Here is a 12942-nt window from a genome sequence, read left to right on the forward strand (position 1 = left end):
CTTTTCTCCCCTTCTCCCGAAAGGCGAAAAGGGGAGCGACGCTTGGCCTTGCCTGAGGCCTGCGGGCCATCCCCAGATAAGTCCGGTCCGTAGTCGCACAGGCTTTCGCTTTGCGCGCGACTCTGATTCGATCCCTCTACTTGAGTTCGGGGAGGGAAGCGAATGTCCTACACGATCGGGTTCCAGGCCAAGAACCAGAAGGCAATTCTGGCGACCGAGGCGGCCACCGCCAATCAGGCCGTCGCCATTGTTGCCGCACTGCGGCAGAGTGCCGACGAGATCAAGTTCATCCGCTCGCCGCAGGAAGGCGAGATGGGCATCGAGATGCTGCTGCTGCTCGCCAAGGAAGAGGCCGAGGAGATGCCGCAGCGGGCCTGATCACCCGCTCACACTTCGGTCAGAAGCGAAACATGCCGGCTGCAGGATGATGTAGCACGGCGTCAGTCTCGCTCGAACCGAAGGTGGCTGCCCATGAAACGCGAAGCGCTCCGCGTCGAACCGATTTCGACGTTCCTCGATCGCGTGAAAGCGCCGACCTCGCCGGTCACGCGCGCCGGCCACACGATCTTCGTCTCCGGCCTGCCGCCATTCGATCCCGCGACCGGCGAGATCGCGGAAGTGCCGATCGAGCGGCAGAGCGAGCTCGTCATGGAGCAGATGAAGCTGTGCCTCGCGGCGGCCGGCGCTTCGCTCGACAATGTCATGAAGTGCAACGTCTACTGTACCTTGACCAAGCACTTCGCCGCCTTCAACGCCGTATACGCCCGCTATTTCCCCACGGATCCGCCAGCGCGGATCTTCGTCTGCACGCCGGAATGGTTCGGCCCGTTCGACGTCGAGATCGACTGCATCGCGATGGTGTGAGGGACTATCGCGCCGCCACCCGCGACGGCGCCTTCGCCTCGATCTTTCCCGCCGTCAGCGCCATCGTCGCGACGCTGACCACGCGCGCGACGACATCCTCGACGTCGTCGAGATCGCATTTGCCTTCCGACAGCTTGGTCAGCCGCTCGCTCTCGCGGATGGTGTGGTGCGCCATCGCGAGCGCGAAGTTGAGGCCCCAGTAGATATCGACCTCGCTGCGCTCGGGCAGGGCGCGGCGCATCGCGCCGGCGAATTTGCGCAGATGGTCGATCTCGCGGTTCTTGATGCGGCGGATCGGCGGCACGGATTCGATCGAGGCGCGGATCATGAAGCGCGCCGCCGTGGAGCGCTGGTTCTCGGGGCCGAGACAGCCGCGCAGCGTCGGCCCGACCAGCGCGTGCAGGATCACCTCGATCGGCGCGCGGCCGCCGCCTTGCTCTTCCGCCGCTTTCAACTCGCGCAAACGCTCGCGGTTGGTGGCGATCGAGCGCGTGACAAATAATTCCGCGATCAACTCGTCCTTCGAGCCGAAATGATAGTTCACCGCCGCCAGGTTGACACCGGCCTCCGCGACGATGTCGCGCAGCGTCACGTCGCCGAAGCCGCGATCGGCATAGAGCCGTTCGGCGGCGGCGAGAATGGCAGACCTCGTATGATCGCTGGCCATGAGTGCCCCTGAGGGGAGGGAGTTGCAATTCAAACAGTTGTATGAAACTATCGTTTGAAGGCCGGAGATGTCAATGCGCAATCGGGACTCGTTCGCAACTCCAAAGGTTGGTTCCGAAGGCACCGCAAGCGCGCTTGCGGGCTGCGCGCAAGCGGTGGACAGTCCGGCGCAAAACAGGCCCGCGAAGCCAGCAGGCTCGCAAAGAGAGAGACGAGGAGCGTCCCATGGATTTCGATCTGTCCCCCAAGCAGAAGGAATGGCTCGACCGCGTGAGGTCCTTCATGGCCAAGCACGTGCGCCCGGCGGTGCCGATCTATGACCAGCAGGATCACAGCGGCGAGCGCTGGAAAGTGATCCCGATCCTCGAGGACCTCAAGAAGAAGGCCAAGGCCGAAGGCCTCTGGAACATGTTCATGCCGCCGAGCGAGCATGAGGACGACGAATTCCGCGGCGCGGGATTGACCAATCTGGAATACGCCCTGCTGTCGGAAGAGATGGGCCGCATCACCTGGGCCTCGGAAGTGTTCAACTGTTCCGCGCCCGACACCGGCAACATGGAGGTGTTCATCCGCTACGGCTCCAAGGAGCAGAAGCGGAAATGGCTGCGTCCGCTGATGGACGGCGAGATCCGCTCGGCCTTCCTGATGACGGAACCGGCGGTCGCGTCCTCCGACGCCACCAATATCGAGACCCGCATCGAGAAGGACGGCGACCATTACGTCATCAACGGCCGCAAATGGTGGTCGTCCGGCGTCGGCGATCCCCGCTGCAAGATCGCGATCCTGATGGGCAAGACCGATTTCAAGGCGGCCAAGCATCAGCAGCAGTCGCAGATCCTGGTTCCGCTCGATACCCCCGGTATCAAGGTCGAGAAGATGCTGCCGGTGTTCGGCTTCGACGACGCGCCGCACGGCCACGCCCAGGTGCTGCTCGACAACGTCCGCGTGCCCAAGGAGAACATCCTGCTTGGCGAAGGCCGCGGCTTCGAGATCGCGCAGGGCCGTCTTGGTCCGGGCCGTATCCATCACTGCATGCGCACGATCGGCAAGGCCGAGGAGGCGCTGGAGAAGATGGTGAAGCGTCTGTCCTCGCGCAGCGCCTTCGGAAAGAAGATCGTCGAGCATTCCGTGTGGGAGCAGCGCATCGGCGAAGCCCGCACCAACATCGAGATGACGCGCCTGCTCTGCCTCAAGGCCGCCGACATGATGGACAAGGTCGGCAACAAGACCGCGCAGGCCGAGATCGCCATGATCAAGGTCGCAGCGCCCAACATGGCGCTGAAGATCATCGACGAGGCGATTCAGGCGTTTGGCGGCGCCGGTGTCTCGGACGAGGCGGGCCTTGCCAAGGACTACGCCCACATCCGCACACTCCGTCTCGCCGACGGCCCGGACGAGGTGCACAATCGCGCCATTGCCAGGCTTGAGGTTCGGAAGTATGCAAACTCTCCAAGTCACTAAGGACGGCGGAGAGCGCTGACCGCGCTCTCCCCACCGTCATTCCGGGGCTCGCGAAGCGAGAACCCTGAATCTCGAGATTCCGGGTCTGGTCCTTCGGACCATCCCGGAATGACCGACAAGAAAAAGAGGGAGCGTCATTGTGGCGGACGGCGTCAGGAAAGACGAAGAGTTTTCGGGCACCAAGCCGGTCGAGGAGCGGCATCGTTTCGACGAGCTGCGCCTGGAAGCCTGGATGCGCAATAACGTCGAAGGCTTCGAGGGTCCGCTGGTAGTGCTCCAGTTCAAGGGCGGCCAGTCCAATCCGACCTACCGGCTGAACACGCCGAACCGTTCCTACGTGATGCGCCGCAAGCCGTTCGGCAAATTGCTGCCGTCGGCGCATGCGGTCGACCGCGAATATCGCGTGATCGCAGCGCTCGGCAAGCAGGGTTTCCCGGTCGCGCGTGCCTACGCGCTGTGTCAGGACGATAGCGTCATCGGCGCCGCCTTCTACATCATGTCGATGGAGGAGGGCCGGGTGTTCTGGGATCCGACGCTGCCGAGCCAGGATCGCGATGCGCGGCGCAAGATCTTCACCAGCAAGATCGAAACGCTGGCGAAACTGCACATGTACGATCCCACGGCGATTGGCCTTGGCGATTTCGGCAAGCCCGGCAACTATTTTGCGCGCCAGATCGACCGCTGGACCAAGCAATATCGCGCCTCCGAAACGCAGCACATTCCGGAGTTCGAGAAGGTCGCCGAATGGCTGCCCAAGACCGTGCCGGAGCAGGCGCGCGTCTCGATCGTCCACGGCGACTATCGCCTCGACAACATGATTTTCCACGCGACGGAACCGCGCGTGCAGGCCGTGCTCGATTGGGAGCTGTCGACGCTCGGCGATCCCATGGCCGACTTCACCTATCTGTTGATGCAGTGGATCATGCCGGGCCTCGATGGCGCCGACCTCAAGGCGCTCAACATCCCGAGCGTGGAAGAGGCCGCGCAGATTTATTGCAACGTCACCAAAATGACGGTGCCCGATCTCAACTGGTATTTCGCCTACAATCTGTTCCGCCTCGCCGGCATCACGCAAGGCATCGCCGGCCGTGTCCGCGACGGCACCGCCGCCAACGCCAAGGCCCTCGAATCCGCCAAGCGCACCGTGCCGCTGTCGCTGGCGTCGTGGGAGTATGCGCAGAAAGCGGGCGCGGTGTAGCAAGAGCGAAGGCGCGGCTGACGGCCGCGCCTTTCGCTTTCGGGAGTTCGTCATCCCGCACATTCGCTGTCATTGCCCGCGAAGGCGGGCAATCCAGTGTTCCAGAGACGCCGAGACGCCGCGGCGTACTGGATGCCCCGGTCAAGCCGGGGCATGACAGCAGTGATGAGGTGGGTTTATTCCGCCGTCATTGCGAGCGGAAGCGAAGCAATCCAGGATCTTTCCACGGCAGTAGTCTAGATTGCCTCGTCGCTACGCTCCTCGCCATGACGGGCGGCGGGTGGCGAGCCCAGCATCGGTTCAGGTAGAGACGGACGCATGATCGACCAGATCACCCTCACCACCTACATCCTCATTGTCCTCGGCTTCGTCTTTATTCCCGGGCCAGCGACGCTGCTGACAATAGCGCGTGCGGCGAGTTCCGGCACAAAGGTAGGCATCGCGACCGGAGCGGGAATTGCTGCGGGCGACATCATCCACACCTGCATGGCCATCGTCGGGCTGTCGGCGATCATCGCGACCTCGGCGCTGCTGTTCAGCATCGTCAAATATGCCGGCGCTGGCTTCCTGATTTATCTCGGCATTCGCGCCATGCTCGACAGGGCCCCGGTCGAGTTGAACGGCGCCGCGCCCCAGATTGGCGCGGGCCGCGCCTTCCGCCAGGCCGTGCTGGCCGAAGTGCTCAATCCCAAGACCGCACTTTTCTTCCTGGCGTTCCTGCCGCAATTCGTGAAGCCGGAGCACGGTGCGCCCGCACTTCAGCTTGCCATTCTCGGTGTCGTCTTCGTGCTGCTCGGTCTGTTCAGCACCGTCGTGTTCGCCGTCGGCGCCGGCCGTCTCGGCAACCTCCTGCGCCGCCATCCGGCGGTGGTGAAGTGGCAGGGCAAGGTGGTCGGCGCCATCTACTGCGCCGTCGGTGTGCGGCTGGCCTTGCAGGAGCGGTGAGGCAGGTTGGCTCGCGTAGGGTGGGCAAACTACCGCCGTGCCCACCATCTCTCGGCGATCACACGAAAACGGTGGGCACGCTCCGATTTGCCCACTCTGCGGCAGCGCCTAAGAGGCGCCCTTCACGCAATGCGCGATCAGCCTCTCCACGAAGCCTGCGCATTTCTCCAGTTCGGCCATCTCCACGAACTCATCCGGCGTATGCGCCTGCGCGATCGCGCCGGGGCCGATCACGACGGAAGGCACATCCGCCATGCTGGCGAACAGGCTGGCCTCGGTCCCGAAGGCGACCTTGGCGTGGTCGTTGCGACCCGCAAGGCTCTTGGCGAGCGTGACGATGGCCGCGTCGGTAGCGGTGTCGAGCGCGGGATAGTCGAGGATCTCCTCGAAATCGATGCCGCAATCGGGATGCCGCGCCTTCATCGCCGGGTCGAGCTCGGCCTTGGCCCAGGCGACGATCGCGTCCGTGACCTCGCGCGATTCGGTGATACCGATGCCGCGGCATTCAAAATCCACCGTGCAGGTGTCGGGCACGATGTTCAGCGCCGCGCCGCCATGCACGATGCTGGTGAGCAGCGTCGAGTGCGGAACGTCGTAGAGGCTGTCCGTCGCGCGCGCGGCCGCGAGTTGCTCGGCGCGGCGGCGGATCTCGACGATTAATTCGGCCGCATATTCGATCGCGTTGACGCCGTCGGGCGCGATCGAGGAATGGCGGGCGAGCCCGCGAAACGTCGCGCGCACGCCGTGCTTGCCCTTGTGGCCGATGATCACCTTCATCTCGGTCGGCTCGCCGATGAAGGCGCCGAGCGGCTTGATCTTCTTCTTCGCGACCTCGCGTAGCATCGGCCGCACGCCGACGCAGCCGATCTCTTCGTCGTAGGAGATCGCCAGGTGAATCGGCGTTGCGAGCTTCGCCTCCACCATCTCCGGCACCATGGCGAGGCACACCGCGACAAAGCCCTTCATGTCGGTGGTGCCTCGGCCATAGAGCTTGCCGTCGCGCTCGATCAGCTTGAACGGATCGTGGCTCCAGTCCTGGCCGACGACCGGCACGACATCGGTGTGTCCCGACAGGACGAAGCCTGGCCGATCCTGCGGTCCGATGGTGACCCATAGCGAGGCCTTCTGTCCGGTCTCATCGATGATGCGCTCACCCTTGATGCCGAACGCGGCGAGGTAGCTCTCGATATGGGCAATCAGGGGCAGGTTGGTGCGGTCGCTGATGGTGTCGAAGCCAACGAGGTCGGCGAGGAGTTTGCGGATGCGGTCGGGTCTTGAGTTCTGCATTGTCTCGTTCTGTCAGGGGAAGGAGGTTGGAGTGCTTGCAGGAACCATACCAATGTGAGGTCTCCTTGGGCAAATAAACACCGCCGCCGTCATTCCGGGAGGATGCGTGGCATCAAGCTATGGTGCGCAATTGCGCACCTGAGAATCCATCGGCCCGCATCACGCGCTGTGAAATGAATTCCGGGCTCGCGACTTCGTCGTGCCCCGGAACGGCGAGGGGCGCTACCATCCCTTGGTTGCCCGACGGGCAAAACACCCAACTGGTCGGTCAATGCGCGCAGCCGAAAATATTCCACTTTACCGAAATTCGGAAAGTGCGTATGTGTCGCGCCAACCCGGCCCAAGGAAGAGGGGCGTATCGCGATCGTCACGACGCGGGCCGGACGGCGGTGGACGCTGATTGCATCGGCGCGAAGAGCTTCGCAGGGCGGGCAACCGTGAGCGAGAGCGTCGCGCACACGACCGGTGTGATTCCAGCGTACGGCAAAATCGTGTGGTCCTGACGCCCGGGGTCTGTGCGTCAAGGCTTGTGGTGAGGTGTGTCGTCCAACCGGACGCACGCGTCAGCCATCCGCAAGGCGACGGGGGCAATAGTGCAACGCTCCCCGAGGAGAGCACGACATAAGCCGTAAAACCACTGCGCAGGGAAGGCCGGGATGTCCTGGCTACACCTGTATGCCGCTGTGCAGTTTCTTGTCACGCAGGTTTCGCACAGTGGACCGCGGGTGCCAGCCGGCGCCCGGTCTTCCCTGCGCCCTCTTTCAATCGAGGGCGAAGCGATGAAGCAAAGCTCGGGCGACATGCGCCGCGAGGATGATCAATCATGTGTATCGTTGAACAAGGTGTCGTGCCGCGGACACAACGCAGCGTCCCTTCGACGATGCGCTGCAGAGCCGGGGCCTATGCATCAACGAGTGCCGTGGCTTCCTTGAGTCCCGGCTCTGCGCAGCAGCGCAAGAACGTTGCAACGCGTCCGGGACCCGAGCGGAGCTCGTTACACGGGCTTGCCCGTATACGGCATCGACGCCGTCAAGCCGCCATCCACCGGGAACGCCTGGCCGTTGACATAAGAGGCTTCGTCGCTGGCCAGGAACAGGCCCATCGCCGCGAGCTCGTGCGGCTGGCCGGGGCGCTTGAGGGGATTGAGCTGGCCGATCTTGTCCTGGGTGCCGCGCTCCTTGGCGCGGTCGAAGATCGGCTTGGTCATGCCGGTTTCGATCAGGCCCGGGCACACCGCGTTGATGCGCACGCCGGTGCCGGTGAGCGAATAGGCGGTGGTCTGCACCAGGCTGATCACGCCGGCCTTGCTCGCGGCGTAGGGATGTCCGCTGGCGCCGGCCTTGAGGCCCGCGACGGAGGCGGTCAGCACGATCGCGCCGGACTGCTGCTTCACCATTTGCGGCATCGCATGCTTCACCGCCAGGAACGGCCCGATCAGATTGACGCGCAACACCTCCTGCCAATGCTCCACGGTCTGCTCGCCGAGCGGGATCAGCCCGCCGCTGACGCCGGCATTGGCCCAGATCACGTCGAGCCGGCCGTGGGTCTTCACTGCCTTGTCGATCACGGCAACGACGTCAGTCTCGGAGCCCGCGTCGGCGATCATGGCCTCCGCGACGCCGCCGGCCTTTTTCACCTCCTCGACGGTCTCCTTCACCGCCTCGGTGCGATCGACCGCAATGAGCTTTGCGCCTTCCCGGGTGAACAGGAGCGCGGCGGCGCGACCGATGCCACTGCCGGCGCCGGTGATGATGACGGATTTGCCTTGCAGGCGGCCCATGCGTTTCTCCCTTGTGGTGCCTCGCGCGGCCCTTGCCGCGCGACGGAATTTCAAACAAGATTTCAAACGGTAAAGTGTCTTGAGACACGTTCTCTACTGACGTACAGCGACATCAAACGGGATGGAAGAGCTTCGATGACAGGTGCAGACAAGCCCAAGGTGGTCACGACGCGGTGGTGGTGGGTCCGTCACGCGCCGGTGCGCAACGACGGCGGCAACATCTACGGCCAGTCCGACATCGCCTGCGACACCAGCGATACCTATGTGTTCAACGCTGTTGCCAAGGTGCTGCCACGCACTGCAGTCTGGTTTTCCAGCAATCTGAAGCGCACGCATCAAACGGCCGAAGCGATCTGGGCGGCCGGCTTTCCACGGCCGGCGTCGATGAAATGGGAAGCTGATCTCGCCGAGCAAAATCTCGGCCGCTGGCAGGGCATGAACCGCGCCCAATTCATCGCGAGCCGTCCCGTCGGCACCAGCTGGTTCGCCGATATCAACGAGCCCGCACCCGGCGGCGAGAGCTTCATGGATCTCTATCACCGCACGCGCCGCACCATCGAGCGGATCAACAATGAGGCAGCAGGCCAGGACATCATCGCGGTCGCCCATGGCGGCACCATCAAGGCGGCCGTTGGTCTTGCGCTCGGCGGTTTGCCGGAGCAGGGGCTCGCATTCGACATCGACAATGTGTCCGTGACGCGGCTCGATCATTTCGCAAGCGCCGAGCGCACGGTCTGGCGGTTGCCGATGGTGAACCAGCAGCCATGGATCGCGGATGACGCTCACGCGGCGATGCATCAGCCCGCGGGACCGGAAGTCAAGAAGCTCGCCTGAAGAAATTGCGCGCTCGCACCGACGCGACGTAAGCTCGGGGCCAAATCAATCGTAATCTGGGAGAGAAACATGACCTTGTTCGACATGAAGGGGAAAGTCGCCGTCATCACGGGATCGACGCGCGGCATCGGGCTTGCGATCGCCGAGCGCATGGCCGAGCACGGTGCCAAGGTGGTGATTTCCTCGCGCAAGGCCGATGTCTGCGAGCAGGTCGCCAAGGGCATCAATGACAAGTACGGCAAGGGTACCGCGGTCGCAATCGCCGCCAACATCTCGTCGAAGGAGAACCTGCAAGACCTCGTCGACGAGAGCAACCGCGCCTTCGGCAAGATCGACGTGCTGGTCTGCAACGCCGCCTCGAATCCGTATTACGGTCCGCTCGCGGGGATCTCCGACGATCAATTCAGGAAGATTCTGGACAACAACATCGTCGCCAACAACTGGCTGATCTCGATGGTGGTGCCGCAGATGATCGAGCGCAAGGACGGCTCCATCATCATCGTCTCCTCGATCGGCGGGCTCAAGGGCTCGACCATTCTCGGCGCCTATGCGATCTCCAAGGCCGCCGACATGCAGCTCGCGCGCAACCTCGCCTGCGAATATGGCCCGCACAACATTCGCGTGAATTGCATCGCGCCCGGCCTGATCAAGACCGATTTCGCCAAGGCGCTGTGGGACAATCCGGAGAATTTGAAGGCCTCGACTGCGCGCTCGCCGCTGCTGCGCATCGGCATCCCCGACGAGATCGCCGGCGCCGCCGTGTTCCTGGGATCGAAGGCCGGCGACTTCATGACCGGCCAGACCATGGTGATCGACGGCGGCGCGACGATTAGTTGACGCGATAGAGCGTCATCCCGGGGCGCGCTTAGCGCGAACCCGGGATCTCGAGATTCCGGGTTCGATGCCTTGCATCGCCCCGGAATGACCCTTCGGGTCACTCCACCGCCGCGTAAACCAGATCCCGCACCAAGGTCCGCGTGTAGTCGCGCTGTCCCGGGCCCTGGCTCATGAACACCGCGAACAAATCCTCCTTCGGATCGATCCAGAAGAACGTGCCGGCAATGCCGCTCCAGAAATACTGGCCGACGCTGCCGGGGAAGGGCGCGATGCCGGCCTCGCGGCGCACGGCGAAGCCGAGACCAAAGCCGTGGCCGGGCGACAGCAACGTGCCATTCGTCACGACATGCGGCCCGAGGTGATCGGACGCCATCAGCTCCAGCGTCTTGCGGCCGATGATCCTGTTGCCGTCGAGCGTGCCGCCGTTGCGCAGCATCAGGCAGAAGCGGGCATAATCCATCGTGGTTGAAACCAGCCCACCGCCGCCGGACTCCATTAGCGGTTGTTCGAGCATGTTGAACAGAGCGACCTTGTCGCCGGTCCAGGGATCGGCCGCGAACGGGTCGGCAAGCCTGGTGGCATTGGACTCGGCTGTCGAGAAGCCGGTCTCGGCCATTTGCAGCGGTGCCAGCACGCGCTCTGTCAGGAACGCGCCGAGCGACTTGCCGCTGGCGACCTCGATGATGCGACCAAGGATGTCGGTGGAGCGGCTGTAGTTGAATTCCGCGCCGGGCTGGCAGACCAGCGGGAAGCTCGCCACCAATGCGGCATGCTCGGCATTGGTGATCTTGCGGCTGCGCACGCGGGACTCCTGGTAGAGCTTGTGCACGGGTCCGTCTCCCTGGTGCTCGTAGGTGAGGCCCGAGGTGTGGCGAAGCAGGTCCTGCACGGTCATCGGCCGCGCCGGCGGCACCAGCTCGAGCTTGCCGTCCTTGACGATGCCGACCTGCTGGCCGGCGAACTCCGGGATGAACTTTGCGACGGCGTCGCTGAGCAGGAGGTGGCCGTCCTCGACCAGCGCCATGACGGCGACCGAGACGATCGGCTTGGTCATCGAGAAGATCCGGAAGATCGAATCCCGCGCCATCGGCGCAGGCCCCGCCGGGCTCTGCCTGCCGAGCGCCTCGAACCAGCCGATTTGGCCGCGCCGGGCCACCAGCACGGTGACGCCGGGAACGGTTCCCTTGTCGATCTCGCGCTTGAAGGCGTCCGACATGGCCTGCAGGCGCGGCCGCGACAGCCCGAGCGTCTCCGGGCGGGCCTCCGGCAAGGGCGGAGTGTGGACCGCGGAGGCGGCAGTGGTAGCAGCTTGAGCGTTCATGGGGGCTCCCGGGCTCTTGTTTTTTGGTCGGGAAAGTGTGGCCCAGAAACCCCGGTACAAACAAGCGAGGCCGGCGCGGTTCACCCTTGCAAACCGGTCGTCGCCTGTGCTTGAAAGCGGCCCTGATCCCAAGGCGACGCGGGGTCCGTAGGAGTGTAGCTCAATTGGTAGAGCACCGGTCTCCAAAACCGGGGGTCGCAGGTTCGAGCCCTGCCACTCCTGCCAGTCAAATCAATCACTTAAGTTCGATGCTGGCGGATAGGGACGAGGACGTCCCATGGACGAATCGCCACGCGCTGGCCCGTATCCCGAGGGCCAGGCCGGCGAGGCGCCTCTTAGCGCGCCGGCGCCCGTTCCGCATCGGCGGGACCCTGGCTGCGATCGACGTCCCGGATGGGGACGCGGCGCAGCAGCGAGACGATGGTGCCGCCGAGCTCGAAATAGGTGCGCAGCCGCAGCGCACGGGACGACCCCTTCAGCTCCGCGTTCAGGCTCACCGGCACTTGGACGTAGGTGAGGCCAAGCTGGAGCAGCGAGATCAACGCGCAGATCTGATAGCCGTAGCCGTCGGCCTTGACCGCGATCTGGCGCAGCCATTTCACGGGGTAGACGATCATGCTGTGGTAGTCGGACAGCCAGAAGCCGAACAGGCAGTTCAGGATGAACCGCAGCGAGTGCGACTGCAGCGAGCGGTTGACGGAGCGGTCCGACTGGTTGTCGCGATAGGTGATGACGAGGTCGGCGGCGCCGGCCGCCTTGAACATCCGGGCAATGCCCTCGTTCTGAAAGGCGTGATCGCCGGGAATGAGCGTGATGGCTTCGAATTTCGCGCGCGACAGCGCGTATTCGAAGCCGGCACCGACGCCGCGCCGCTCGGCGTTATGTTGCACGATGATGCGCGGCTCGCCGGCCGCAAACTCGTCCATGATCGCGCCGGTGCCGTCGGTGCTGCCGTCGTCGATCAGGAAAATCTCGAAATCGTCGAGCAACTCGCGGGCGAGCGGCAACACGCCGTCGATGGTATCGGCGATCTTGTCCTGCTCGTTCAGTGCAGGGATGACGATCGTAAGCCTTTTTGCCGCCCTGGAAGGTGTCATCTCATGCCGCCTGTCGCCGGCCACTCTTTACTGGTGGAACCCTGGCGCGACTCTAGGTCATATGGGCCGGGCGAACAATAAGGGGCCCGCAGATATGCCCCGTACGACCGGTATGAATCCGGCGATGTGTGTGTTCTGCGCAACTAATCCGAAAAATCATAGAGACTGGTATCGCCGATGCCGAAGGCGCGGCGAAGCCGTCCGACGCGGTCTGCCATGGTCCGGCCCGCGATGGTCGGGGCGAAGTGCGTATCGAGCGGTTCGACCAACCCGCCGTCGACCAGGTTCCTAATTCGTCCCTGGAACAGAGCTGGAACCTGCCGCTCGATGATGTCTGTAAGCGGTGCTCTCCGCTCGGGCCGGTCGACGACATCGAGCAGGATGTCCAGGGAAACCGATTTGTACACTGCGCCGAAAGCGAAGACGTAACCCATGACGAGAAAGCCGAAAATCGACGCGGCGTCCCAGTACTGAAATTCCGGAACGACGAAGATTCCGAACATCATGCCGAGACCATGGGTGACGACCGCGGCGATCGCGAGCAGCATCACGGCTCCAAGCGTCCATCCGCGAGTGCGGGCCATCGACTGCAAGGCAGGAGCCAGCAGGGCGAAGATGACGGCGGCGAGGAATCCGACAACGAAGGACATCG

13 protein-coding genes and 1 tRNA gene are annotated in these 12942 nt (G+C 63.9%); 8 read left to right on the forward strand and 6 right to left on the reverse strand.

Going from position 1 to position 12942, the window contains the following annotated elements:
• The first annotated feature begins 162 nt into the window (after positions 1-162).
• Positions 163-378 carry a hypothetical protein gene (locus tag RX330_RS15855; protein WP_212092247.1) on the forward strand — a complete coding sequence of 72 codons (216 nt, stop codon included), beginning with the start codon at positions 163-165 and terminating at the stop codon, positions 376-378.
• A gap of 93 nt (positions 379-471) precedes the next feature.
• Positions 472-864, forward strand: a complete 393-nt coding sequence (locus RX330_RS15860; RefSeq protein WP_317243599.1) for a RidA family protein — start codon at positions 472-474, stop codon at positions 862-864.
• 4 nt (positions 865-868) lie between these two features.
• Here RX330_RS15860 and RX330_RS15865 read toward each other — a convergent pair whose 3' ends face one another.
• A complete protein-coding gene (locus RX330_RS15865) occupies positions 869-1531 on the reverse strand; it encodes a TetR/AcrR family transcriptional regulator (RefSeq protein ID WP_317243600.1) in 663 nt (220 codons plus the stop codon).
• Between the two features lie 224 nt (positions 1532-1755).
• Between RX330_RS15865 and RX330_RS15870 the strand changes: the two genes are divergently transcribed.
• From RX330_RS15870 to RX330_RS15880, 3 genes are all read left to right on the forward strand, one after another.
• The gene (locus tag RX330_RS15870; RefSeq protein WP_212092244.1) at positions 1756-2991 is read left to right on the forward strand and encodes an acyl-CoA dehydrogenase family protein; all 1236 of its coding nucleotides are present in this window, start codon (positions 1756-1758) and stop codon (positions 2989-2991) included.
• A gap of 139 nt (positions 2992-3130) precedes the next feature.
• Complete coding sequence (locus RX330_RS15875) at positions 3131-4189, forward strand: phosphotransferase family protein (protein WP_317243601.1); 1059 nt, start codon at positions 3131-3133, stop codon at positions 4187-4189.
• 318 nt (positions 4190-4507) lie between these two features.
• A complete protein-coding gene (locus tag RX330_RS15880; RefSeq protein ID WP_212092242.1) occupies positions 4508-5134 on the forward strand; it encodes a LysE family translocator in 627 nt (208 codons plus the stop codon).
• Between the two features lie 108 nt (positions 5135-5242).
• Here the strand turns inward: RX330_RS15880 and argE are convergent, their stop codons facing one another.
• Together argE and RX330_RS15890 are read right to left on the reverse strand one after the other, a co-directional pair.
• Positions 5243-6421, reverse strand: coding sequence for an acetylornithine deacetylase (gene argE, locus RX330_RS15885; protein WP_317243602.1), 1179 nt, complete (start codon positions 6419-6421; stop codon positions 5243-5245).
• A 994-nt stretch (positions 6422-7415) separates the two neighbouring features.
• The gene (locus tag RX330_RS15890; protein WP_317243604.1) at positions 7416-8201 is read right to left on the reverse strand and encodes an SDR family NAD(P)-dependent oxidoreductase; all 786 of its coding nucleotides are present in this window, start codon (positions 8199-8201) and stop codon (positions 7416-7418) included.
• Positions 8202-8336: 135 nt separating this feature from the next.
• On the opposite strand from RX330_RS15890, the gene RX330_RS15895 reads away from it, so the two are divergent.
• A complete protein-coding gene (locus tag RX330_RS15895; RefSeq protein WP_317243605.1) occupies positions 8337-9035 on the forward strand; it encodes a histidine phosphatase family protein in 699 nt (232 codons plus the stop codon).
• Between the two features lie 69 nt (positions 9036-9104).
• Positions 9105-9872 (forward strand): SDR family NAD(P)-dependent oxidoreductase, encoded by a 768-nt coding sequence (locus RX330_RS15900; protein WP_317243606.1) that lies wholly within the window; start codon positions 9105-9107, stop codon positions 9870-9872.
• Positions 9873-9969: 97 nt separating this feature from the next.
• Here RX330_RS15900 and RX330_RS15905 read toward each other — a convergent pair whose 3' ends face one another.
• Positions 9970-11193 (reverse strand): serine hydrolase domain-containing protein, encoded by a 1224-nt coding sequence (locus tag RX330_RS15905; RefSeq protein WP_317243607.1) that lies wholly within the window; start codon positions 11191-11193, stop codon positions 9970-9972.
• A gap of 149 nt (positions 11194-11342) precedes the next feature.
• Between RX330_RS15905 and RX330_RS15910 the strand changes: the two genes are divergently transcribed.
• Positions 11343-11418 (forward strand) — tRNA-Trp (locus RX330_RS15910).
• Between the two features lie 110 nt (positions 11419-11528).
• Here the strand turns inward: RX330_RS15910 and RX330_RS15915 are convergent.
• Together RX330_RS15915 and RX330_RS15920 are read right to left on the reverse strand one after the other, a co-directional pair.
• Positions 11529-12290 (reverse strand): glycosyltransferase family 2 protein, encoded by a 762-nt coding sequence (locus RX330_RS15915; RefSeq protein ID WP_317243608.1) that lies wholly within the window; start codon positions 12288-12290, stop codon positions 11529-11531.
• 143 nt (positions 12291-12433) lie between these two features.
• On the reverse strand, positions 12434-12940 hold the full coding sequence (locus RX330_RS15920) for a hypothetical protein (protein WP_212092235.1): 507 nt from the start codon (positions 12938-12940) through the stop codon (positions 12434-12436).
• Positions 12941-12942 lie beyond the last annotated feature (2 nt).

It is taken from the genome of Bradyrhizobium sp. NDS-1 (assembly GCF_032918005.1).
In the GTDB taxonomy this organism is placed as follows: Bacteria; Pseudomonadota; Alphaproteobacteria; order Rhizobiales; family Xanthobacteraceae; genus Bradyrhizobium; species Bradyrhizobium tunisiense.

What these genes read in the sequence shown, in the direction of transcription:
- RX330_RS15855 (WP_212092247.1), top strand. Translation starts at nt 163, where the DNA reads ATGTCCTACACGATCGGGTTCCAGGCCAAGAACCAGAAGGCAATTCTG.
- RX330_RS15860 (WP_317243599.1), top strand. Translation starts at nt 472, where the DNA reads ATGAAACGCGAAGCGCTCCGCGTCGAACCGATTTCGACGTTCCTCGAT.
- RX330_RS15865 (WP_317243600.1), bottom strand. Translation starts at nt 1,531, where the DNA reads ATGGCCAGCGATCATACGAGGTCTGCCATTCTCGCCGCCGCCGAACGG.
- RX330_RS15870 (WP_212092244.1), top strand. Translation starts at nt 1,756, where the DNA reads ATGGATTTCGATCTGTCCCCCAAGCAGAAGGAATGGCTCGACCGCGTG.
- RX330_RS15880 (WP_212092242.1), top strand. Translation starts at nt 4,508, where the DNA reads ATGATCGACCAGATCACCCTCACCACCTACATCCTCATTGTCCTCGGC.
- argE (WP_317243602.1), bottom strand. Translation starts at nt 6,421, where the DNA reads ATGCAGAACTCAAGACCCGACCGCATCCGCAAACTCCTCGCCGACCTC.
- RX330_RS15890 (WP_317243604.1), bottom strand. Translation starts at nt 8,201, where the DNA reads ATGGGCCGCCTGCAAGGCAAATCCGTCATCATCACCGGCGCCGGCAGT.
- RX330_RS15895 (WP_317243605.1), top strand. Translation starts at nt 8,337, where the DNA reads ATGACAGGTGCAGACAAGCCCAAGGTGGTCACGACGCGGTGGTGGTGG.
- RX330_RS15900 (WP_317243606.1), top strand. Translation starts at nt 9,105, where the DNA reads ATGACCTTGTTCGACATGAAGGGGAAAGTCGCCGTCATCACGGGATCG.
- RX330_RS15905 (WP_317243607.1), bottom strand. Translation starts at nt 11,193, where the DNA reads ATGAACGCTCAAGCTGCTACCACTGCCGCCTCCGCGGTCCACACTCCG.
- RX330_RS15915 (WP_317243608.1), bottom strand. Translation starts at nt 12,290, where the DNA reads ATGACACCTTCCAGGGCGGCAAAAAGGCTTACGATCGTCATCCCTGCA.
- RX330_RS15920 (WP_212092235.1), bottom strand. Translation starts at nt 12,940, where the DNA reads ATGTCCTTCGTTGTCGGATTCCTCGCCGCCGTCATCTTCGCCCTGCTG.